The following is a 23,187-nucleotide window of genomic DNA, read 5'->3' as shown; positions in this document are numbered from 1 at the left end:
ACGAAAAGTCCTTCACATACTCGCTAGGCTCACATAGTGATGTCAATGAGAACCTGGTTTTGGGCTGTATTCACGCTATTCCTCACGCGTGGATTACTCGTTGCAACCTGGTCCACTCAAGGACCTGCAATTCAGGACTCATTATCCTTCGACCTCCCAACTATGGGTTGGTATGCAGCAACGCTGATGATGGGTTCCATCATTGGAGTTCTAGCTGCTGAACACTTGGTGGGGAAATTTGGTTCACGCTTCGTTTCAATCTTGAGCTTCAGCTTGTTGGGATTGGGCATGGCATTCCTGGGACTCAATATGTTCTGGGAAATAGCGCCGCTTTCTTTCGTCATCACCTTCCTGCTGGGCATCCCGCTTGGTCTTGCTGACTTCGATAACAACTTGGAAGCCTCAAACATTAACCGGTTGTCTGCAAAGAACCGGGTCCCTCTCCTTCACGGCGGTTACAGCCTCGGGGTGCTTATTGGCGCAGCACTTGTTGGTATGGCAATTTCAGCTGGCGTGACGCTTACTGCAGATTTTGTTGCTGTAGGACTGATCGTTTTGGGTATCTCCGTAGTGGCCTCGAGCTTTATTGCCAAGGACAACGGAAAACTCGCTCGTAATGTCGATGACCCAGATCACGTGGTCAAAGTGTCAATGAAAGAAGTCATTGCCGAACCTCGAACCAGGCAAATCGCGCTCATCGGTGCAGCTTTTATCTTCTCGGAGAGCACCGGCATGGTGTGGCTACCTATTGCATTGGTACAGCAAGGATATTCAGCCGCGCTCGCGGCATGGGGTTACACGCTCTTTGGGCTGGGATTCGTCCTGATGCGTTTCGTGGGTGGACCTATTGCAGATGCAATTGGTCGTCGACGAGTCATTCTCTATTCGTCGCTGATCGCAACTCTTGGAATCGTGGTCTTTGCCACAAGCAGTGTCTTTGAACTTTCACTCGCTGGTGCTTTGTTGTGGGGGTTGGGTAACTCCATCGGCGTCGCCATGTGCGTTGCCGCTCTCGGAGATGACCCAGGAAGAGTGAACACAAGAATGACCTTTTTCTGGCTTGTTTGCTACGCAGCAAACCTCAGTGTCGGTCCATCACTTGGCGCACTCTCGAACATTGGTGGACTGTTACTGACCTTTGCAGTTCCAGCAATTCTGCTAATACTGGCTGCGGTGGTCAGTAAATCTGTTTCGGAAGAGCATCCGGAATCGTTTACCGCAAAGGTTTCGACCTTCTAGTTCTCTAGTTCAGCTTGATCGGGATCAACAAGTTCACCAGCAGTCAACGGCTTGGGTGCTTCATGCACCTCAATCCCTTCGGCCAAGATCTTGGTGGGGTCTATACCGGGGAACTTACGTGCGGTAGAGAGCACACGTGTCTCCAGTGAAGAAATGAAGCCGTTGTAGTGCTTTACCGTGTTCTCAATTGCCTTACGTAAGTCTTCGGTGTGCTTGGTCATTGTGCTCAGACGCGAGTAAAGCTCAATACCCAGATCAAAGAGTTTCTTTGCTTCATCCGTTACGACCTGCTGCTGCCAGGTGTAGGAGACGGTCTTCAGAACTGCCCAGAGGTTGACCGGAGATGCGAGTGCTACGCGCTTACCAAAGGCGTAGTCCAGCAGGGTGGGGTCTGCTTCGAGGGCTGATGCCAATAACGATTCACTGGGAATGAATGCCAGGACGAATTCTGGGCTGAAGTCGAAACCACTCCAGTAGCTCTTGGAGCTCAGTGCGTCTACGTGAGAACGAACTGCCTTGACGTGTGCTTTCATGAGTGCATCACGGCGTGCTGCTTCTTCACCGGTCGCGGTGACAGGAATCTGGCTTGCCTCGAGGTAGGAGTTGAAAGGAACCTTGGCGTCAATCACGATGGTTTTTCCACCGGGCAGGTTGATCACCATGTCAGGGCGGATGGTTCCACCATCAGTCGTCATGGTGGTTTGGGTATCAAAGTCAACGTGAGCGGTGAGACCTGCCACTTCAACAAGGCGGCGAAGCTGTGCTTCACCCCAGGTTCCACGAACACTGTTTGAGCTCAGTGCTGAAGCCAAAGACTGGGTAGTTGCACGAAGTTCTTCACCAAACTGACGGGACTCGGTCAGTTGCTGAGCAATTTGGCCGTACTGTTCCTGGCGCTGGTTCTCCAAGTCATTGACCTTGGTCTGCATGGCCTGCAGAGTTTCCTTCACCGGAGCAAGAGCTTCAAGAACCTTGTGTTGTTCCTTGGCGCGTTCTGCTTCGTCTGCTTGCTTGCGTTCTTGAGCATCGCGCAATTCTGAGAGCATGCGTTCAAGAGTCTGAATCTGCTCGTCTTTACCGGCAGCACGCGCTTCTGCGGTAGCTACACGAACGGCAAGATCACCTGCATCAGAAGGAAGTGACTTACGGGCGCGCAACGCCCAGCCAATAGCGATTCCGGCAATAATTCCCGCAATAAGCCCAAGAATAAGAAACAGAGTGGAGTCCATGCTTCCAGTGTGTCAGCAGGTACTGACAATCAGGGGTTGCCACGGCTAGAGTAGGGGAGCACAGAAGGAACTGATATTTATGTCGCAACTCCCCGTTGTTTCTCACTGGATTGATGGGGCAGAGTGCCCCTCCACGTCCGGTCGTACCGCACCTGTTTATGACCCAGCTCTTGGTGAAATCACCAAAGAAGTTGCGTTAGCTAACCAGGCCGAAATTACTGCCGCGATTGCTTCGGCAAAGGCTGCTTTCCCTGCATGGCGTGATGCCTCTTTGGCAAAGCGTCAGCAGATCATTTTCAAGTTCCGCGAGCTGCTCAACGAGCGCAAGGGTGAACTGGCTGAAATCATCACCTCCGAGCACGGCAAGGTACTTTCTGACGCCATGGGTGAAATCACTCGTGGCCAGGAAGTTGTTGAGTTTGCCTGTGGCTTGAACCAGATGCTCAAGGGTGAATACTCTGAGAACGCCTCCACCGGTGTTGATGTTTACTCAACCCGCCAGCCTCTGGGTGTTGTGGGCGTCATCTCTCCCTTCAACTTTCCCGCAATGGTTCCCATGTGGTTTTTCCCTGTTGCAATTGCTGCAGGTAATACTGTTGTTCTCAAGCCTTCAGAGAAGGACCCCAGTGCTGCACTGTGGATTGCCCAGCTTCTGAAAGAAGCTGGTCTTCCTGACGGAGTCTTTAATGTTCTCAACGGTGACAAGGAAGCCGTTGACGGTCTGCTTGAACACCCTGATGTTCAGGCCATCTCCTTCGTAGGATCTACTCCAATTGCGCAGTACATCTACGAAACCGCAGCAAAGAACGGTAAGCGTGTTCAGGCTCTCGGTGGCGCAAAGAACCACATGCTGGTTCTGCCAGATGCAGACCTCGACCTCGTTGCTGACTCTGCCATCAACGCGGGCTTCGGTTCTGCCGGTGAGCGCTGCATGGCGATCTCCGTTGTTGTTGCTGTTGAGCCTGTTGCTGACCCACTGATTGAGAAGATCGTGGAGCGCATGGGTAAGCTCACCACCGGTGACGGCCGTCGCAACTGCGACATGGGTCCATTGGTTACCCAGGTTCACCGTGACAAGGTTGCAAGCTACATCGATATTGCTATCGCTGATGGTGCAACCGTTGTTCACGATGGTCGTAACGACACCTTCGATGGTGCCGAGAACGGTTTCTGGCTTGGCCCCACCCTGATCGACAACGTACCCACCACCTCCAAGGTCTACACCGAGGAAATCTTCGGCCCTGTGCTCTCCATCGTTCGCGTGAAGAGCTACGACGAAGGTGTTGAACTGATCAACAACGGTGCATTCGGTAACGGAACCGCGATCTTCACCAACGATGGTGGTGCTGCTCGTCGTTTCCAGAACGAAATCGAGGTCGGCATGATCGGTATCAACGTGCCCATCCCTGTGCCTGTTGCCTATTACTCCTTCGGGGGTTGGAAGAACTCACTGTTCGGTGACACCAAGGCTCACGGTGCTGAAGGCGTGCACTTCTTCACTCGTGGCAAGGCCATCACTAGCCGCTGGCTTGACCCCAGCCACGGTGGCATCAACCTGGGCTTTCCCCAGAACTAGATATTCCATGCCAGTGACCACCGAAGTTTCCGGACCTCGGTGGTCGCTGAGCTCTATCCTGTGGATAGTTGTGCTCACCATCATGGCCAGCTTCCAAACCTGGTGGGGTGCATATGTCGACGGCATCCTTTTCTTCGTCCTCGCAGCAATGCTGGTGGTAGACCGTCTCACGGGCGGCAAGATTGTTATTCTCAAGGGGCCGATAGTTGCGCCTAAGGTCATCACCATTGGTATTACGGGCGTATTGGGCGCAGTTCTAGTTCTCGCGCCACGTCATAGCTGGATTGATCTAGCCCTCTTCATCGCAATTGGTGTCACAGTGCTGATCGTGGCGTGGGAGCCTGCTCTGGAACGAGTCCAGCGTCCGCGCAAAGCGATGCTCCGCTCGATGTGGTTCTGGTCAATGGCTGCTGTTCTATTGTGTTTGTGGGAAGCTACGGCATTTATTCTCAGCGTCACGATGCCTAATGGAAATGAAAACTTCCCGACTATTTCAGTACTCCTAGACCCGTTCGTGGAAAACCACTGGGGACGTCTCGTCTTTGTGGGGCTGTGGATTGCAGCAGGTTATGGGCTTCTACGTTTCTGGAGAAAGTCATGATCTGGAATCTTGTTGCAGCCGGCTATGCCCTGATCGCCCTCGCGGCTATCTGTGTTGAAATCTTTGCGCAGCGGAAACCCGACATCGTTGTTCCCATAGGGGACATGCTTGATCACGTAATGAAGTCCAGAACCACCCGGGTAGCCGTGATTGCTGCGTGGTGGTGGTTTGGTTGGCACTTTGCTTTTGCAGACACTGTGCAGCTCAACCTATAGCTAACGAAGCGAACCGATCCCCAAGTGGCCGAGAAGTGATCGTTCAACTGCTCGCATTTCGGGAAGAGTTAACGCACCAATTCTTTTGCTTACTGCTTGTGCTTTAACGGTTGTGATTTTGTCAACTTGAGCAAAGCTTTCGATTGCTGTGCCGTCTGGCGCTTCAAGTTGGATAGCCACTCGAACGCGTTGTAGCTCACTCGGCATGGAAGTGAGGGGAATGATCGTCACGCTTGTCGATCCATATGCTGCATCATCTTGAATGATGATTCCAGGGCGAGGTTTGCTGGAAAAGGTTCCTCCAGCAACTGTCCATATTTCGCCACGCCTCATTCAGATTCTTCCCAAATCCAACCAGAAACGTTATCGAGCCATTCCATGATGTCGTCCTGCTCGTCTGCTTTGTTGATGCTGGCATATTCGCGTTTCATGTCAGCAAGATATTTTTCATTTGTGCGGTCGGGTACCCAGATTTGAAGAAGGCGGTAGCCCTCCTCTTTCATCTGCTTGCGGTGTTGTGCAACTCTCATGCGACTAGACATACCTGAAATTGTTACATGTAACACTTGATATTGGCAAGAGTGTGGATAATCTGACCGGTACGATTAACCCTTGTGGCTCTAACTATCGCAATCGTGGGACTGCCCAATGTCGGCAAGTCAACCCTGTTCAACGCTCTGACCAAGAGCACCGTTCTCGCAGCGAACTATCCGTTCGCCACGATTGAGCCCAACGTGGGAGTGGTCAACCTCCCCGATGAGCGCCTGGGTGTTCTCGCCGGCATTTTCGGCTCCGAACGCCTGCTGCCTGCAGCAGTGTCGTTCGTCGACATTGCCGGCATTGTGAAGGGTGCTTCTGAAGGTGAAGGCCTGGGGAACAAGTTCTTGGCCAACATTCGTGAAGCAGACGCCATTGCACAGGTAGTGCGTGGCTTTTCCGACCCTGACGTTGTTCACGTTGATGGCAAGGTCAACCCTGCCTCTGACATGGACACCATCAACACTGAGCTGATCTTGGCTGACCTCCAGACTCTGGAGAGGGCTATTCCTCGTATTGAGAAGGAAGTCAAGGGCAAGAAGGCTGAGCCTGTTGCTCTGGAAACTGCTCTGGAAGCACAGAAGGTGCTCAACGACGGCAAGCCTCTGTCCTCTACCTCTTTGGACTTGACCCCCATCAAGGAACTGGGGCTCCTCACCGCGAAGCCCTTTATCTATGTGTTCAACGTGGATGAAGACGTGCTCGGCGATGACGCGAAGCGCAAGGAGCTCGAAGATCTGGTTGCACCTGCAAAGGCTGTTCTGCTGGACGCCAAGCTCGAATCAGAGCTCATCGACCTCGATGCTGCAGATGCTGCCGAGTTGCTGGCCTCAACCGGTCAGGAAGAGTCCGGTCTCGACCAGCTTGCTCGTATTGGTTTTGACACACTGGGTCTTCAGACCTACCTCACTGCAGGCCCTAAAGAAGCACGCGCCTGGACTATTGGTAAGGGCTGGAAGGCTCCCCAGGCTGCTGGTGTGATCCACACCGACTTTGAACGTGGCTTTATCAAGGCAGAAATCATTTCCTTCGAAGACTTGGTGGAAACCGGTTCTGTTGCCGAAGCACGTGCCAAGGGCAAGGCCCGCATGGAAGGTAAGGACTACGTCATGCAAGATGGCGACGTAGTCGAGTTCCGCTTCAACGTCTAATCGCAATTCACACATGTATGAAGTTCTCATCTGCATGTAACGACTGAATTAGCCTCCTTCAGGGGATAAACCTGAAGGAGTTGTTGTGCCAAATTTTGTGAGAAGTCTTACCGTGATTGTGGCGGTGGTACTTAGTCTGTGTGCTCCAGTAGCTGCCTATGCCACACCTCAAGTAGATCAGACCCAATCGCTGACAACCGGCGGCAGTGGCGGACCACTCTGTTCCTTTATGGGGCCTATGAGCATCAATGACGCTGCAGGGACAACCTTTACGGCTGGAATCACGGGGTCACTGACGTCGATCGATATTCCATTGTTATGGATTTACACGTCAGATAACCTGCAGGTTTCCATTTATGCAACCAGTTCAGGTCGTCCAACGGGGTCGGCACTAGCTGTGCAAATTATTTCACCCGCTGCATTGGCTTCTGTTGCCTCGGGTGGAACGCTCTCCGTTACGTTCACGTCCCCAGCAACTGTACAAAGTGGAACTGGATATGCCTTTGTCTTAGATTTCCCCTCGTGTAGCTCGTCTGCACAGGCCAGTATGGCCACGGTTACTTCAGTGCCGGGGCGAGCATTTATCTACAAGCAAGGGTCTGCAGCATGGAATAGTTACGCTCCAACGGGCATCAATTTCACCACGTATGTCGAAGCTCCTGCGCCGCAAAACACCCCTAGTCCTACGCCTTCTGTTTCGGCAACACCCTCGGCAACACCTGCGGCACAACTTGCAAACACTGGATCGGACCTCCTTGAAGTGACGCTCTTGTGGGGTTCACTCGGCACTGTATTTCTCGGTCTTGGAGCGGGATTGATTGCTCGTCACAACACACGCCGTTCATCTACTCTGAAGGACTGAATCTAAGCTGGTTGCAGCGCTGAAAGCGCGGGCCAGACTGTGGAGGAGACCAGCATGTGTGGAGGCTATGCTCTAGCGGAACCCACTGAAGTGCTGGAAGACGTCTTCAACGTCGAATTGGTGGGGGAGAACCTTCCAGCTCCTAGCTGGAACATTCGACCCACCAATCAGGTTCCTATCGTGGTGGACTCCCAGGATGAGAATGGCACCATCCAGCGCCGCTTAGAAAGCGCACGCTGGTCCTTGATTCCTTCATGGGTGAAGGGAGAGCCGCCCAAGTTCTCCACCTTCAATGCACGCAGCGAGGACGCAGCCAGCAAAGCGTCGTGGCGCGATGCGGTGAAGTCGAAGAGATGTTTAGTTCCTGCCTCGGGCTACTACGAATGGGTTGTTGAGGACGGAGTCAAAGTCCCTCACTATATTCATGACGACAAGCTCATTGCCTTTGCTGGGTTGTATTCGTGGTGGCGAGCACAACCAGAGGATCCCTGGATGCTCACCGCCACCATCTTGACCATGGCCACCGTTGAACCTCTTGCTTATATCCACGATCGCAACCCTGTTCCCTTGCCTGAAGGCATGTGGGAACAGTGGTTGGATCCCACTGTGGTGGGCACTCAAGAGCTAGTAGATGCTGCTGTTGCAGCGGCTATTCCGGTTGCCTCTGCACTGCAGGAACATCCCGTTAATCCAATTCGCGGGAATGGGCCAGAGCTCATCCTTCCTCGGTAAAGCAAAAGTGCTGGTGAAATCATGTTTTCAGCAGGGTTTCGGGGAACTTACAGGTTAGACCTGGGGTCTAAAAACGGGTAAATTTAAGCGCTGAGTTTATACACAGCACCAGTTATGAATCCCACCAAGAATTTCTTGCAACGACGCATCGTGCCCATGCTTGTCACGGTGCTCATTGTCGTAGGTGGAACCTTTCAATTCCTGCTCAATTCTGTCGGATCAGTACTGAAGTTCTTGCGTAAACTTCCTCGCCGAATTCAGAAATACCGCGTTGAACATGGACCGTGGAATCTGGGACATTTCCTTACTGCCACAGGCATTATTTTCGCCGTTATCATCGCAGGGTTAACCCCTGTTCAAGCTGCGACGGTTACAAATAACTGGTGTGTAGCAAACGTAGATAACACCTCCGGTGTTTCCGTTTATGACGACGGTAGCTACTGTTACGTTGCGTTCAAGACCGCCTCAACCACATATGTGTGGACGCCACCAGCTACAGCCACAAGCATTGACCTCCTCGTCGTTGCCGGTGGTGGTGGCGGTGGTTCCCGCCACGCAGGTGGTGGTGGTGCCGGTGGTTTGATTCAACAAACTAGTTTCCCAATAACAAGCAACACAGTTTCAATTCGAGTTGGTGCAGGTGGAGCTGGGGGCGCCGGTGGTTCGGCAACTGGTTACAACGGTGCTAACGGTTCGGATTCAACTGTTTCCGGAACCGGAATAACTACACAGACTGCCGTCGGTGGCGGTGGCGGTGTTTCAATGGTTGCTGGTGGAAACGGTGGTTCTGGTGGTGGTGGTAGCTGCTGTGGCCTCGCAGCAGGTACTGCAACTGCTGGCCAGGGAAATAGCGGTTCTCTAGGTGCTTACTCAGGCTCATCCTGGTGGGTAGGTGGTGGTGGTGGTGGTGCAGGCGCTGCTGGAACTGCTGCTGCCTCCGCAGTTGGTGGAAAGGGCGGTAACGGTGCATCCATTTCCTGGATTTCCACTGCTGCACAAAGTTCTTTAGGTGTCGGTGAAGCCTATTCCGGTGCGGTTTACTTCGCTGGTGGTGGTGGTGGTGGTACCGCCATGTCAGGAACCGGTGGTGGGCGAGGAATCGGTGGTGGTGCCGTCGGTACCACCAGCACTGGAGTTTCAGCTTCTGGAACAGCCAACACCGGTGGTGGAGGTGGTGGTGGTGGTATTTACGCCGATAACACTGTTCAAGCTGGTGGTAATGGTGGTTCCGGTGTAGTTGTCATTCGCTATGCCCGCTCATCGCCAGAAGTAATTGTTCCTTCGGGCACGAATGTAGTCCTGAACCTGGACGCGACCCAATCTGTTTCATATCCAGGAACGGGAACGACGTGGAATGACCTGAGCGGAAATGGAAACAACGCCACTGTTTATGGTTCACCAACTTTCTCTACCAACAAGTTCAGTTTTGATACCAACGCTGCCAAATATGCAATGGCCAACATTGGCACACCGGACTTTTCCAAGGGAATTACAGTCTCAGTAACTGCTGACTTCGGAACTTCAGCGGATAACTGGGAAAGACTGATTGACTTTGGCTCGGGCCAACAGTCCAACAACATACTTTTTGCACGTGAAGGTACAACAAATAATCTCTCTTTCCAGCTGTACTCGGGCGCATCGATCCTTCTCAACTGCACGGCTCCAGGAACTATTACTTCAGGTTTGAAGGAATACCGTGCTGTTGTGGATGGCACCAACTGTCGCTTGTACATCGACGGAGTGCTCAAGTCGACTGTCGCTACAACTGCGGTACCTCTTACAGCAGCAAGAACCTCAAACTACATAGGCAAAAGCAACTGGGCTGACTCTGCTTTCGAAGGAAGCATCCAGAAAGTTGCAATCTATAACTACCCGGTTGTTTCTTCTGATCTGGGATCCTGTGAGCAACAAATATCAGGAACTACTCTTGTGAATTCCGTGAGCGCCTCAGGTAATGACTGCACCATCCAGTTCACGGCTGGTTCTGGTAACTGGGTTGCTCCCCGAGGCGTTACTACACCCAAAGTTCTTGTCGTCGGCGGTGGTGGCGGTGGAGGTTCCCACGTTGGAGGCGGTGGTGGTGGCGGTGGCGTCTACGAAAACCTGGCACAGGCCGTCACCCCAGCTGCAAACACTGCTGTCACGGTGGGTGCAGGTGGTCGCGGAAGTATCACGACGGCATCGACATGTAATGCAACCTCAGCAGCAACCGGAAATAGTTCTATTTTCGGAACGACCACAGTCCTCGGTGGCGGAAACGGTGCTAGTTGGACCTGGCAGGCGCCGGGAACCGGGGCCAATGGTGGTGGTGGATCTGGATCCACTTACTACTTAGGTGGAATCGGAACTTCCTACACAGGTGGTTGGGGTTATTCAAATAGCTCAACTTCAGGAGCATACGGTTACCCCACTGGTGGTGGTGCTGGCGCTGGTGGCGCTGGTGGTGCTGCCAGCGGTTACACCTCTGGAAATGGTGGACCTGGTTTACTCTCTGCAATAACCGGTAGCTACTACGGCGGTGGTGGAGGTGGTGGTTTCCACAGTTCAAACGCGTATGCCGGTACAGGTGGTACCGGTGGTGGAGCAAACGGTACTGGATACAACAGCATAACCAAGGCTCCTTCAGGAACTGCAAACACAGGTGGTGGTGGTGGTGGAACGGGCGCACCCTGTCCTCAGTATTGGAATGAAGGTGGCGACGGTGGTTCCGGAATTGTTGTAGTTAAATACACAGTTCAGAAGGCAACCGGATTCACAGCATCTGCCAAATCAGGATCCACTTCTGAAATCAACTTGTCATGGAGCGCGCCTGCATCTTCCGGAACGCCATCTGGATATCGCGTTGAAAAGTCAGCATCTGGCGCTAACTACTGGAGTGTTGCCACTACCTCTACTGTTGCGGCTTCTTCTACTTCGACTTCGACAACAGTGACCGGTCTGAGCTCGGGAACTGCATATGACTTCCGAGTCATCCCGTACTACAGCAATGCCACTTCCATGGGCCTTGTTTCTGCAACAAGTTCAGCGACTACCAACCTGCAAGCAACAGCTTCAATCGCAAACGTCACTGCGACCACTTCTGGTGCAACCTTCACCATCACGAGTACAGGGGTGGGAACTATCACCCCTACAGCTTCTGTCGGCGGTGTATCAAAAACAGTCTCAGGTTCAGTCAGTGGCGTCTACACAGTGAGCGGTGCTAACCCTGGTGATTTGGTAGATATTTCCGTTTCATTTACTGCAGCCACGGGCTATGTTGCTCCAGCAACCATCACAACCTCCTCTCGAGCCCTCGCAACGGTGACTCTGAGTAATCTTTCCCAGACCTATAACGGCAGCGCGAAACCTGTTACCGCAACTACATCTCCTGTTGGAAAGAACGTTGTTCTGACCTACGTCGGAACTGCGGGCACTACTTATGCCTCGAGTTCAACAGCACCTACTGCACCAGGTAGTTACAACGTCACCGCGACGATCAGTGATGCAACCTACACAGGTAGTACTTCTGGCACCTTGGTAATTGCCAAGGCAGATCAGTCCACCGTGACAGTGACGAATGCGTCAACACTTGTCTATGGATCCACACTCTCTTTGACTGCTTCCGGTGGTTCCAGTAGTGCCTCTGGCTACACATTCACCATGGTGACGGGGCCTTGTACTATCTCTGGCACAACACTGAGCACCACTGGTGTGGGGGACTGTGTTTACAACGCCTTCAAGGCGGGCGATTCCAACTACAACCAGTCGGCAACGTCAGCAAACTTCACCACAACGATTACTGCTAAACCACTGACACTGGCAGTGACAGTGTCACCAACTTCTCGCCCCTATGACACCACAAGGTCAGTGACCTTGGGTGCAACCTCTATCGCCAATCTGACTGGCGTAATAGCAGGTGACTCAGCAACACTCGGAGTTGATGACACGAAGCTCAGTGCAACGGTCGCGACAGCAGACGTGGGAACAAACAAAGCAGTAACCGTTGCAGTTGCCAACGGTTATCTCACGGGAACAAGTGCGTCCAAGTACCAGTTGCCTACCATTTCTGGCTCACCTGTTGTCACCATTACGCAGGCTTCGCAAGCTGCCATTACGGTCACGAGTGCACTGTCTACAGTCTTTGGGCAAACCATTTCTATCTCCGCTACAGGCGGTAGTGGTACCGGTGCATTGACCTATGTTAGTAATACGGGTGTGTGTCAGGTTGCCTCGTCGATCCTGACTCCAGTTAGTGCGGGAACCTGTGTGGTTACCTACACCCGTGCTGCAGACACCAACTATTTGGTGCAAAGTGCGAGCCAGACCATCACGATTGCCTATGCGGATCAGGCAGCGGTCTCTTTCAGTAGCGCTTCGACCGTGCAGTACGGAACAAACCTCACCCTGGGTGCTCAGGGTGGTAGCGGTACTGGTGCGTACGAATTTGCCAAGGTATCCGGCAACTGTACTTTAACTGGCTCCACCCTGACCCCCACCGCCGTTGGTGACTGTGTGGTCAAAACGCGTCGCGCCGGTGACAGTGGTTACAACGTCTCTGCATGGAGTGCAGACACCACCATTACGATCACCAAGAAGCCACTCACTGTTGTGGTGACCCCCACTCCTAGTTCTCGCGAATACAACGGTTCGGCTGTTGTCACACTTGGCACACTCACCGCAGCAAACCTCACGGGTGTTGTCGGAAGTGACGTTGTTACCCTCGATAACACCAAGATTTCTGCCACTGTTGCAGATGCAACAGTAGGAGTGAACAAACCCGTCACCACTGTCGTATCTTCTGGTTTCTTGGGTGGAACAAACGCAGGCAACTACTTTGAGCCAACTGTCTCCAACTCTCCAACGCTGACTATTACATTAGGCACGCAGTCAACGGTCAGCATGACCAGCGCATCCACATTTGTGTATGGTTCGACGCTGACGTTGACGGCAAGCGGTGGTTCGGGAACGGGTGCTTATGAATATGCCGTTGTCTCAGGAAACTGTTCGGTTACAGGTGATGCTCTCACTGCTAGTGGTGTAGATACCTGTGTTGTGAAAGCTCGTCGTGCTGCAGATGCCAGCTACAACATTTCTGCATGGTCGTCGACACAAACAGTGTCCGTCACCCCCAAGCCGCTGACCCTGGCTGTAACGGTTTCTCCGCCTTCACGGGCATATGACACCACTCGGACGGTCACGCTTGCCTCCACAACAGTAGCTAACTTGACCGGAATCATTAACAACGACGCCGTCACGGTTGATAACACCAAGCTTTCAGCAACGGTTGCCACAGCAATTGTGGGAGATAACAAGGCAGTTACGGTCACTGTTGCCTCCGGCTACTTAACCGGTACAAAGGCGGGAAATTACCAACTGCCCACTATTTCGGGTTCACCCACCATCAACATCGTGAAGGCCGATCAAAGTACGGTCACCATGACCAGTGGCACCACTGTTGTCTATGGCAATACTCTCTCGCTGACCGCCTCCGGTGGTGAAAGTCTGCTGGGATATTCGTTCGAAGTCGTAAGTGGTCCGTGTGGTATTTCTTCGTCAACTCTGAGCACTAATGGTGCGGGCACCTGTGTGGTTCGTGGTCGTCACCTCGGGGACTCCAACTACAACGACTCTGCGTGGTCAGCGAACCAAACAATTACTGTTTCGGCAAAGCCGTTGACGCTGAGCGTGACAGTTTCGCCCACATCTAGGCCCTACAACACCTCAACGAACGTTGCCCTGGCGTCAACCTCGGCCTCGAATCTGACCGGAATCATCAACTCTGACACGGTCACTACCGATGACACCAAGCTGACAGCGAGCGTGACCACGGCAGATGTGGGAACAAACAAGGCAGTTACTGTTTCGGTGGCTACGGGCTATCTCACTGGAACGAATGCAGCGAATTACTATGTGTCCTCTGTTTCCGGGACTCCCGTTCTCACGATTGTTCAGGCGTCACAATCTGCGCTGTCGTGGACTAGTGCGCTGACAACTGCCTTTGGCTCAACACTGACCCTGTCAGCTACCGGTGGCTCCGGCACTGGTGCACTCAGCTATGCAACAACGAGTGGTCCGTGTACGGTTTCTAGCTCGATTGTTACTCCCACCAGCGTGGGAACCTGTGTGGTTGTAGTGACCCGTGCAGCTGACACGAACTACACCGCACAAACCTTGACGGGGAACGTCAGTATCACCCAAGCGACACAGTCTGCTGTAACTGTGACCAACACAACCACCTTTGTTTATGGAAGTTCACTAACACTTACTGCCAGTGGCGGTGACGGAACTGGTAACTATGACTTCGCGGTCACAACTGGTGACTGTACCCTCACCGGTGATGTGCTCACTGCAGGATCCGTCGGCGACTGTGTGGTCAAGGCCCGCAGGCTCAGCAGCACCAACTACTCCACGAGTTCTTGGTCAAGCACGGTCACCATCAGTGTGAGTGCTAAACCATTGACAGTTTCGGTCACCCCGGTAGACCGCCAATGGAATGGTGGAACATCGGTTTCGTTGGCCACGACGAGCGCTTCTAGCCTGACAGGGGTGGAAGCTGGCGACAGCGTTGGAGTGGATCATTCCAAACTGAGTGCTTCGGTCACCACGGCAGCGGTTGGATCAAACAAGGCAGTGACTGTGACGGTCGCTTCTGGCTATCTCACCGGAGCTGATGCTGGTAATTATTTACTCCCCACCATCGCCGGTAGCCCAACGGTGAACATCACTCGAGCAAACCAGGCATCCCTGAGCTTCACCAGCGCCACCTCCATGTTCTATGGCGGAACACTCACCGTTGCCGCAACCGGTGGTAGCGGTAGTGGTGCACTTTCTTACAGCGTAGTCAGCGGAAGCTGTTCACTGAGCGTGGACCAACTCACCGCATCGCAAGCAGGTGACTGTGTCATTCGCGCTACCAAGGCCCAAGACTCTACGTATCTCGTCACCACTGTTGACTACACCGTCACAGTGAACTCTGCGACTCAAGCAACGGTTACGGTCAGCAGCGCAAACACTGTTGTCTATGGCCAGACTCTCACTCTGAGTATTTCTGGAGGCACTGGCTCTGGCGCAGCAGACTACGCAATGCTGAGTGGTCCTTGTTCCATCAGCGGATCGACATTGTCGACGACCGCTGCTGGTGACTGTGTGCTGCATGCTCGCAAACTCACCGACGGCTCCTACCTCACCTCAGATTGGTCTGCAGACTTCACGGTTTCGGTCACCCCTAAACCTGTCAGCCTCGCGGTTACCGTCTCTCCCACCTCGCGCGCATACAACACCTCTCGAAACGTGGCACTTGCTGCAACGAGTGCGTCTAACCTGACTGGAATCATCAATGGTGACACGGTCACCACAGATGACACCAAGTTGACCGCCACCGTTGCAACCGCTGATGTGGGAACCAACAAAGCGGTCACTGTCTCGGTTGCGACGGGATATCTTACCGGCACCAATGCGGCTAACTACTCGGTGACTGCAGTGACCGGTACTCCTGTTCTGACTATTACTCAGGCCAACCAGGGTGCTCTGTCCTGGGTTAGTGCACTCACAACTGTGTATGGGCAAGACCTCACGCTTTCTGCAACCGGCGGTTCTGGAACTGGTGCACTCTCCTATGCCACCACGGGTGGTCCGTGTACCGTATCTAGCTCCATCGTGACTCCCACCAGCGTGGGAACGTGTGTGGTCGTGGTCACCCGTGCAGCGGATACAAACTACACGGCACAAACACTGTCTGGAAATGTGTCGATTGAGCAGGCAACACAGTCCACGGTGAGGGTGACCAGTGCAACCACAGTTGTCTATGGTTCAACGCTGACACTCAGTGCCAGTGGGGGAGATGGCACAGGAAGCTACATCTTCAGCAAGGTCACTGGTGACTGTGATGTCACTGGTACAACTCTGACTCCGCTGTCTGTGGGCGACTGTGTCGTGCATGCACGCCGTGCATCGAGCACAAACTATCTCACCTCTGCCTGGTCGGCAGATGTCACGGTTTCCATCACTGCCAAGCCTTTGACGCTGAGTGTGTCACCGGTTTCACGTCAATACGACGGAACCAGAAACATCTCCTTGAGCGCCACTACTGTGGCAGATCTAAGCGGTGTTGTTGATGGTGATGTCCTCACTGTTGATCATTCACAACTGAGCGCCACTGTTGCTTCGGCTGCTGTGGGAGCAAACAAAGCCGTGACTGTGGTCGTGGGTGCAAGCTATCTTAGTGGTCTTGATGTGGCGAACTATCAACTTCCCACCATTGCTGGCTCGCCAGTTGTGGACATTACCCGGGCTAACCAAGCTGCACTGAGCTTTACGTCCTTGACTGCTACAACGTATGGCCAGGATCTCGCGCTGTCTTCGACCGGTGGAACTGGTACTGGCGCTACAAGCTACGCCGTCACGAGTGGTCCGTGTACGGTCAGTGCCTCAACTTTGTCGCCTACTGCTGCCGGAACCTGTGTTGTAACGGCAACGAAGGCACAGGATTCCACCTACCTCGCTGAAACTGTCAGCTACTCCGTCACGATAAACCATGCAGATCAGGCTGTTGTGAGTGTGACAAGTGGTTCAACAGTGGTCTATGGCGACACGTTGTCGTTGACCGCAGCAGGCGGGTCAGGTTCTGGTTCTTTGGAATTTGCATCCCTTTCGGGGCCTTGTAGCGTCAGTGGCTTAACACTCTCCACATCTGCGGTTGGAGATTGTGTCATTCATGCTCGTAAGGCCGGGGATGCCGGGTACAACGCCTCAAGCTGGTCTTCGAGTGTGGCAATTTCGATCACGCCAAAACCACTGACGCTGTCAGTGACGGTCTCTCCCGCCTCGCGTGCCTACAACACTTCTCGTGCGGTGAGCTTGGCATCAACAACTGCTGCCAACCTTTCTGGAATCATCAACTCCGACTCGGTCGGCACAGATGACAGCAAGCTGACAGCCACAATTGCAGCCGCTGATGTGGGAACGAACAAAGCAGTAACTGTTTCTGTGGCTACGGGCTACCTCACCGGAACCCATGCAGCGAATTATCAACTGCCTACAGTTTCGGGGACACCTGTGCTGACAGTGACGCAGGCGAGCCAGTCTGCGCTGTCCTGGACAACTGTCCTCAGCACCATTTATGGGCAGGACTTAACACTCTCCGCCACGGGCGGTTCAGGCACTGGTGCTCTGAGCTTTGCCACCACAAGTGGACCGTGTACGGTGGCAAGCTCCATCGTGACTCCTACCAGCGTGGGAACGTGTGTGGTTATGGTCACCCGCGCGGCTGACACAAACTACACAGCTCAAACCCTCACGGGCAATGTGGCAATCTCTCAAGCAACCCAGTCGACCGTGAGCCTGACCAGTGCCACCACTGTGGTCTATGGAAGTACTCTGACGCTGACCTCTTCCGGTGGCGATGGCACTGGTGCTTACGAATACGCCAAGGTGGGTGGATTGTGTTCCATCACAGGGGACCAGCTCACCCCACTTGGCGTGGGTGATTGTGAAATTCACTCCCGCAAGCTCGGCAGCACCAACTTCACCACCTCGGCGTGGTCTTCTAATGTGATCGTGTCAATGACGCCAAAACCATTGACACTCACCGTTTCCCCCCAAGATCGCAAGTGGGATGGCAGTACTACAGTCTCCCTTGCCACACCTACCGTGGCAGATGTGAGCGGTATTGAAGTCGGCGACGATGTCACTATCAACACCAGCTTCCTCTCGGCGGCTACTTCGACAGCCGATGTGGGGAACAACAAGAGTGTGACCGTCACTGTGTCCAACGGATTCCTCGAAGGTCTTGATGCGGGCAACTACCTCCTTCCCACCATTTCAGGCTCCCCCAAGGTCACCATCTCGCGAGCAGATCAGGCTGCCTTCAGCTTCACTTCGGGAACTACACTCACCTATGGCCAGAGTCTGGCTCTGGCCACAACCGGTGGTAGTGGTTCTGGTGCAACAAGCTACGTTGTCGACAGCGGACCATGTCTGATTTCAACGGCAACGTTGAGCCCCACCGCAGCAGGTGACTGTGTCATCACAGCAACCAAGGCGCAAGATGCGAACTATTCAGCAGTTAGTGCGACCTACACGGTCAGCGTTGCCGCCGCAGATCAAGCAGCGGTGAGTGTGACAAACACCAATACGGTTGTCTATGGTTCAACTCTGACGTTGAGTGCATCAGGTGGTTCAGGAACAGGTTTTTACTCCTTTGCCAAAGTCTCGGGCCCCTGTTCGGTCAGCGGCACCACATTGAGCACAACAGCAGCAGGCAACTGTGTGATTCATGCACGCAAGCTGGGTGATTCTGGGTACAACGCATCTAGCTGGACTTCTGACTTCACTGTGGCAATTACTCCGAAGCCACTCTCACTTGCCGTCACTGTCGATCCCAGTTCGCGCCAGTACAACACCTCACGCAGTGTTGCACTCGCGGCTACTTCTGCAGCGAATCTCACGGGAATCCTCAACGGTGATTCAGTGGGAACAGACGACAGCAAACTCTCTGCCATTGTTTCTAGTGCTGATGTTGGAACCAATAAAGCTGTCACCGTGACGGTTGCCACTGGTTTCCTCACCGGTACTCATGCCGCTAACTACCAGTTGCCATCAGTTACTGGATCCCCAGTTCTGAGCATCACGCGAACATCGCAGGCATCCCTGACAGTGACCAGTGCGCTGAGTACCATCTTCGGTCAAAACATCGCGCTATCCGCAACAGGTGGTTCGGGTACTGGTGCACTGACCTTTGCCACCACCAGTGGTCCCTGTAACGTGGCGTCTTCCATCATGACTCCCACTAGCGCTGGTAGCTGTGTGGTTCTCGTCACACGTGCAGGTGATACCAACTACCTCGATCAAACTCAGACCGCCACTATTGCCATTGCTTCCGCAACTCAGGCAGGTGTCACTGTCACCAGCGGTACCACTGTTCAATACGGGTCAACGTTGGCACTCTCCGCAACTGGTGGAACAGGTTCTGGTGCGTATTCGTTTGCTCGAGTATCTGGAGCTTGTTCCGTCTCTGGAACGACATTGACTCCGCTGTCTGCAGGGGAGTGTGTGATCCACGCACGTCGCGCCGCAGATAGTTCCTACGCCATTTCCGCATGGTCAAATGACGTCACCATCACGATTTCGCAGAAGCCATTGTCGCTGAACGTGATCGTATCTCCCGGGCTTCGTCAATACAACGGCAGCTCACTAGTGGAGTTGGCGACAACCTCTGCCGCTGATCTAGTTGGCCTTGTTGCCGGTGATGATGTGAGTGTTGACCACTCCAAGCTTGTTGCAACCGTGGCGTCCCCTGCTGTGGCGGCAAACAAGCCCGTCACCGTTGCTGTCAACGAGGGATACCTGATAGGTCCAGATGCGGGGAACTATGTTCTTCCGACCGTTGCGGGAAGTCCACAACTGACCATCACCCAGACCAACCAAGCGCCGATTTCTTTTGCTAACTCGTCGAGTGTTCCCTATGGCCAAAGTCTTAACCTCGTTGCCTCTGGTGGTTCTGGTAGTGGTGCGCTGACGATTGTGCACACCAGTGGTCCGTGTACGGTGACCAACAATGTTTTGAGCTCTACCGGTGTCGGCACCTGTGCCGTCACGGCAACTCGTGCCGCTGATTCCACCTATTTAGAGGAATCAACCACGGCAAACATTTCAATAGTTCGCGCCGCACAAACTCTGAACTTCACTTCTGATGTTCCCGCAGAGCCTATGCCAGGCACGGTCTACACCCCAACGGCAAGCTCCAGTGGTGGAACGAGCGTTTCATTGGCAATTACAAACGGTTTGGCAACCGTGTGTTCGATCAATGCAGGTGTTGTCACTTTCCTCGCTTCAGGTCAATGTGTCATCACAGCCAGCCAGTCGGGCACAAGCAACTACCTGCCAGCAACCTCTGTAACACAGACGATTGTTGCCGGCATGCTCAACCAAACCATTACCTTCCCGGCTATTGCCGATCGTGATTATGGTTCTGCCGGTTTCTCAGCATCCGCCACCGTCAACTCTGGGCTCACTCTGAACTACTCTTCTTCGACGGGTTCGATCTGTAGTGTGAATGCTTCAGGTTTCATTACTCCATTAGCGGTGGGAATCTGTAACGTCACCGTGAGCCAGCCTGCCGGTAATGATGTGTATGCACCAGCCAGCCCTGTCAGCAGAACATTCCGCATCCACGCCATTGCTCCAACTGCGCCTCAGATAACCTCCGTATCTGCCGGCGATTCCGCAATCACAGTTGCCTTTACCGCTCCTGCCAGCCGTGGCGGTGTTCCCATCAGCAATTACATCGTTACCGCTACCCCCACTTCTGGCCCTGCAATCTCGAAGAGTGACTGTGCTGCGGTCCCCGCGGCAACGCCTCCTGCCTGCACCATTTCAGGGTTGACCAATGGTGAGAGCTACACCCTCACTGTTGCCGCCATCAACTCGGCAGGCACCGGCGCTGATTCCAACGCTTCACCTGCTATTTCCCCTGCAACAACACCAGATTCTGTTCGTTCGCTAGCTGCTGTTCCAGGAAACACCACATTGACGGTGACCTGGCAACCACCAACGAACTTTGGTGGTGGAACGTTTAGCCGATACGAAATCACACTGACTCCACACGGCGGAACTGCGTTGCCAACTGTTAATCTCTATGCCTCGACCGCGAGTCGATACGCCTTCACTGGACTGACAAATGGCGTGGCCTATGACGTGGAGGTTGTTGTCATCACCTCTGCCAACACCACGGACATGGGATCGAACAGCGCAACCGCAATAGGTATTCCAGCGATGGAAGCTAGCGCACCTCGCAACGTTGTTGTGACGCCAACCTCGTCCACTACCGCCGTTGTTTCGTGGGAAGTTCCCATCTCTAACGGTGGCGCTGCAATCACGGGATATTCGGTTTCTCCCGCTGGATGTATCTTCAGCTCTCCGACAGCCGCGCGTTGTGAATACACGGGGCTAACGCCAAACTCTTCACTCTCCGTTTCTGTCGTGGCCATGAACGTGATGGGTGGTTCAGAGGCAGGAACTGCCTCGGCAACTCTGCCGAGTGCACCAGTTATCGTGGCTGCTCCACGCATCGTGTCTGCGTCTCCAACACCTGCACCAACAATCGAAACTCCAGCGGTGATTTCGGCCATCCCTGAATTCAAAAATGCACCCTACCCAGGTATTCAATTTGATGCTCCACAAACCGGCAATGTTGTTGCTCTGGTGGATGGAAACCAGGTCGACGCATGGATGACGGTCACGGGACAATCGGTGACGGTTCAAACCGAGCAGGGTGTTTCTGTGGTCTTGCAAAACACAACAAATTCATCAACCTCTGGGTCATCACTCATTTTGAACCCAGGCGCCATGGTTGAAGTGCAAGCTGATGGCTACACACCGGGTTCTCCTCTCGAGGCATGGATTTTCTCCACGCCTGTGCGCCTGGGCGCCGGTGTTGCTGATGAAACCGGAGCATTCACGGGTCAATTCCCACTCAGCTCAGCTGCAGAACTTGGCCAGCACACAGTTGTGTTGCACGGTCTGTCCACAAGTGGCGAGGTCATCACAGTTGCTATCGGTGTCAAGGTGGTGCAGACAGCACAAGCAGATGAAACTCACACACCTCAGCCCATGATGCCCGTACTGGTGTATGTTTTCTCGGCGCTGCTGTTGCTGATGATTCTCTTCTTCTTGATCATGCGCAGAAGAACGAAGAATCAGTAGAACCACTACTTCGTGGGTTTGATATTCACCGCACTCAAAATCAGACCCTTACCGTTGCGCATAATGAGCTTGGCATCAGGAGTGATTTTGGTCAGCAGCGGATAAACCGCTGTGGCCAACATCATGCCGATGGCCATGGCAAAGAATGTCAGCATGGCAGTGTTGGCAACATCACTGAGGTTCTTTGCTGATTCCAATTCACCGGTCATGGCAACAAAGCCGGTGGAGCCGGGAACAATCAGCCAGAAGGTGGGCAAGAAGATCGCAAGATCACCAGGACCTCCACCCAGGCGAGCATTGATTGCCCATGAAGTAATGAGCCCGAATGCGGTGGCAATACCTGCCGAGAGGGGCACTCCCAGGCTGGGCACAGCTAAGACGGAGATGGCGAAGCTCAGCATCATCACAAACAAGCTAGGCAACCACAGTCGCACTGGCGTGCAGAAGTAGAGGAAGGTGCCGATGCCGTAGATGGCAGCACCTGCCCAAGCAACCCATTCAGGCGTCAAGGTTGCGGTGACATCTTCCAGGCGAGAGGAAGGAATACCACTGGCAGCAATGGCCAAGGCTCCGCCGAAAGCCATGCTGCCCAAAATCATCAGCGCATACATCAGCCTCGATGACCCAGAAACCATATAGCCACTGACCAGTTCAATTATTCCTGAGGTGAGGGTTGCACCCGGCAAGAGCACAACTATGAGCATAGCGACCATGCGCACAGGATCTGGTTTGTCCAACAGTAGTGACGTTCCCGCAACCATGAGACCTGCGACAAAAGTGGCGATCAAAGGTAGCAGTGCAGCAAAACGAGTACTGCGGCTCAAATTCAAGACCAATACGCCCACCAGTAAACCCATGAGGGTCACTGCTGCCAATGCGGGAAGGTCTAAACGAAATGCCGCACCAAAGCCCAGAGCCGAAAGTGCGTAACCAATGACCCGCAACCAGGAAGGATATATCGGCTTTTTGCTGCCAATCGCTCGCAAACTCTCCGCCACATCGTGGGCATCGTCCTTGTTGTGGCGGGCATGCGCCATCACTGACTGAACTTCCACCATTTGGTCGAATCGGTAGCTGTTCTTCACCACGCGCAGCTGCGGAACCCCGTGCTTCTTGGTCTCGGTGAGGACCAGGGTGGGCAGCAGAACGAGTTCAGCATCGGCGTTATATGCCTCGGCGAGACCTCGAAGTACTTCTTCGGCCTGCGGTGCTGGGTAGGTCGAGCTCACCAGTGCTGCCGCTGCTTCAGAGAGCATCTCTGTCACGTCTGGCTTTGTGGGGGGAGTAGCTGCGTGCTCGGTCATGAAACAACGGTAACAAAGACCGGGGAAGTCCTAGACTTGACGCCGAACAACTATTTGCGAG

At 53.7% G+C, this 23,187-nt stretch carries 12 protein-coding genes; 8 read left to right on the top strand and 4 right to left on the bottom strand.

What is annotated here, in order from left to right; translation table 11 throughout:
- Nucleotides 1-45 precede the first annotated feature (45 nt).
- Nucleotides 46-1,239, top strand: coding sequence for an MFS transporter (locus M2120_RS03720; protein WP_280797373.1), 1,194 nt, complete (start codon nt 46-48; stop codon nt 1,237-1,239).
- On the opposite strand, the gene rmuC is transcribed toward M2120_RS03720, so the two are convergent.
- Nucleotides 1,236-2,468 carry a DNA recombination protein RmuC gene (gene rmuC / locus M2120_RS03715; RefSeq protein ID WP_280797372.1) on the bottom strand — a complete coding sequence of 411 codons (1,233 nt, stop codon included), beginning with the start codon at nt 2,466-2,468 and terminating at the stop codon, nt 1,236-1,238. The genes M2120_RS03720 and rmuC overlap by 4 nt on opposite strands.
- A 79-nt stretch (nt 2,469-2,547) precedes the next feature.
- Here rmuC and M2120_RS03710 point away from each other — a divergent pair, with 79 nt between their 5' ends.
- From M2120_RS03710 to M2120_RS03700, 3 genes are read left to right on the top strand one after another with little or no spacing between them, the layout of a single operon-like run.
- A complete protein-coding gene (locus M2120_RS03710) occupies nt 2,548-4,044 on the top strand; it encodes a CoA-acylating methylmalonate-semialdehyde dehydrogenase (protein ID WP_280797371.1) in 1,497 nt (498 codons plus the stop codon).
- 7 nt (nt 4,045-4,051) lie between these two features.
- Nucleotides 4,052-4,645 (top strand): hypothetical protein, encoded by a 594-nt coding sequence (locus tag M2120_RS03705; protein ID WP_280797370.1) that lies wholly within the window; start codon nt 4,052-4,054, stop codon nt 4,643-4,645.
- Complete coding sequence (locus tag M2120_RS03700; protein ID WP_280797369.1) at nt 4,642-4,860, top strand: DUF6186 family protein; 219 nt, start codon at nt 4,642-4,644, stop codon at nt 4,858-4,860. Before M2120_RS03705 ends, M2120_RS03700 begins: the two co-directional genes overlap by 4 nt.
- On the opposite strand, the gene M2120_RS03695 is transcribed toward M2120_RS03700, so the two are convergent.
- Entirely contained in the window at nt 4,861-5,193 is a 333-nt protein-coding gene (locus tag M2120_RS03695) for a type II toxin-antitoxin system PemK/MazF family toxin (protein ID WP_280797368.1), read from the bottom strand. It lies immediately after the preceding gene.
- Complete coding sequence (locus M2120_RS03690) at nt 5,190-5,402, bottom strand: antitoxin MazE-like protein (RefSeq protein ID WP_280797367.1); 213 nt, start codon at nt 5,400-5,402, stop codon at nt 5,190-5,192. Before M2120_RS03690 ends, M2120_RS03695 begins: the two co-directional genes overlap by 4 nt.
- Before the next feature lie 72 nt (nt 5,403-5,474).
- Here M2120_RS03690 and ychF point away from each other — a divergent pair, with 72 nt between their 5' ends.
- From ychF to M2120_RS03670, 4 genes are all read left to right on the top strand, one after another.
- Nucleotides 5,475-6,548, top strand: a complete 1,074-nt coding sequence (gene ychF, locus M2120_RS03685) for a redox-regulated ATPase YchF (RefSeq protein ID WP_280797366.1) — start codon at nt 5,475-5,477, stop codon at nt 6,546-6,548.
- 85 nt (nt 6,549-6,633) lie between these two features.
- Nucleotides 6,634-7,410, top strand: a complete 777-nt coding sequence (locus M2120_RS03680; RefSeq protein WP_280797365.1) for a hypothetical protein — start codon at nt 6,634-6,636, stop codon at nt 7,408-7,410.
- Between the two features lie 54 nt (nt 7,411-7,464).
- Entirely contained in the window at nt 7,465-8,142 is a 678-nt protein-coding gene (locus tag M2120_RS03675; RefSeq protein ID WP_280797364.1) for an SOS response-associated peptidase, read from the top strand.
- A gap of 114 nt (nt 8,143-8,256) precedes the next feature.
- Nucleotides 8,257-21,822, top strand: coding sequence for a beta strand repeat-containing protein (locus M2120_RS03670; RefSeq protein WP_280797363.1), 13,566 nt, complete (start codon nt 8,257-8,259; stop codon nt 21,820-21,822).
- 5 nt (nt 21,823-21,827) lie between these two features.
- On the opposite strand, the gene M2120_RS03665 is transcribed toward M2120_RS03670, so the two are convergent.
- Nucleotides 21,828-23,126, bottom strand: a complete 1,299-nt coding sequence (locus M2120_RS03665; RefSeq protein WP_280797362.1) for a threonine/serine ThrE exporter family protein — start codon at nt 23,124-23,126, stop codon at nt 21,828-21,830.
- Nucleotides 23,127-23,187: the final 61 nt, after the last annotated feature.

Source organism: Aurantimicrobium minutum, from assembly GCF_029893825.1.
GTDB classification, from domain to species: Bacteria; Actinomycetota; Actinomycetes; order Actinomycetales; family Microbacteriaceae; genus Aurantimicrobium; species Aurantimicrobium minutum_C.
This window is presented reverse-complemented; position numbering and strand designations above follow the sequence as displayed.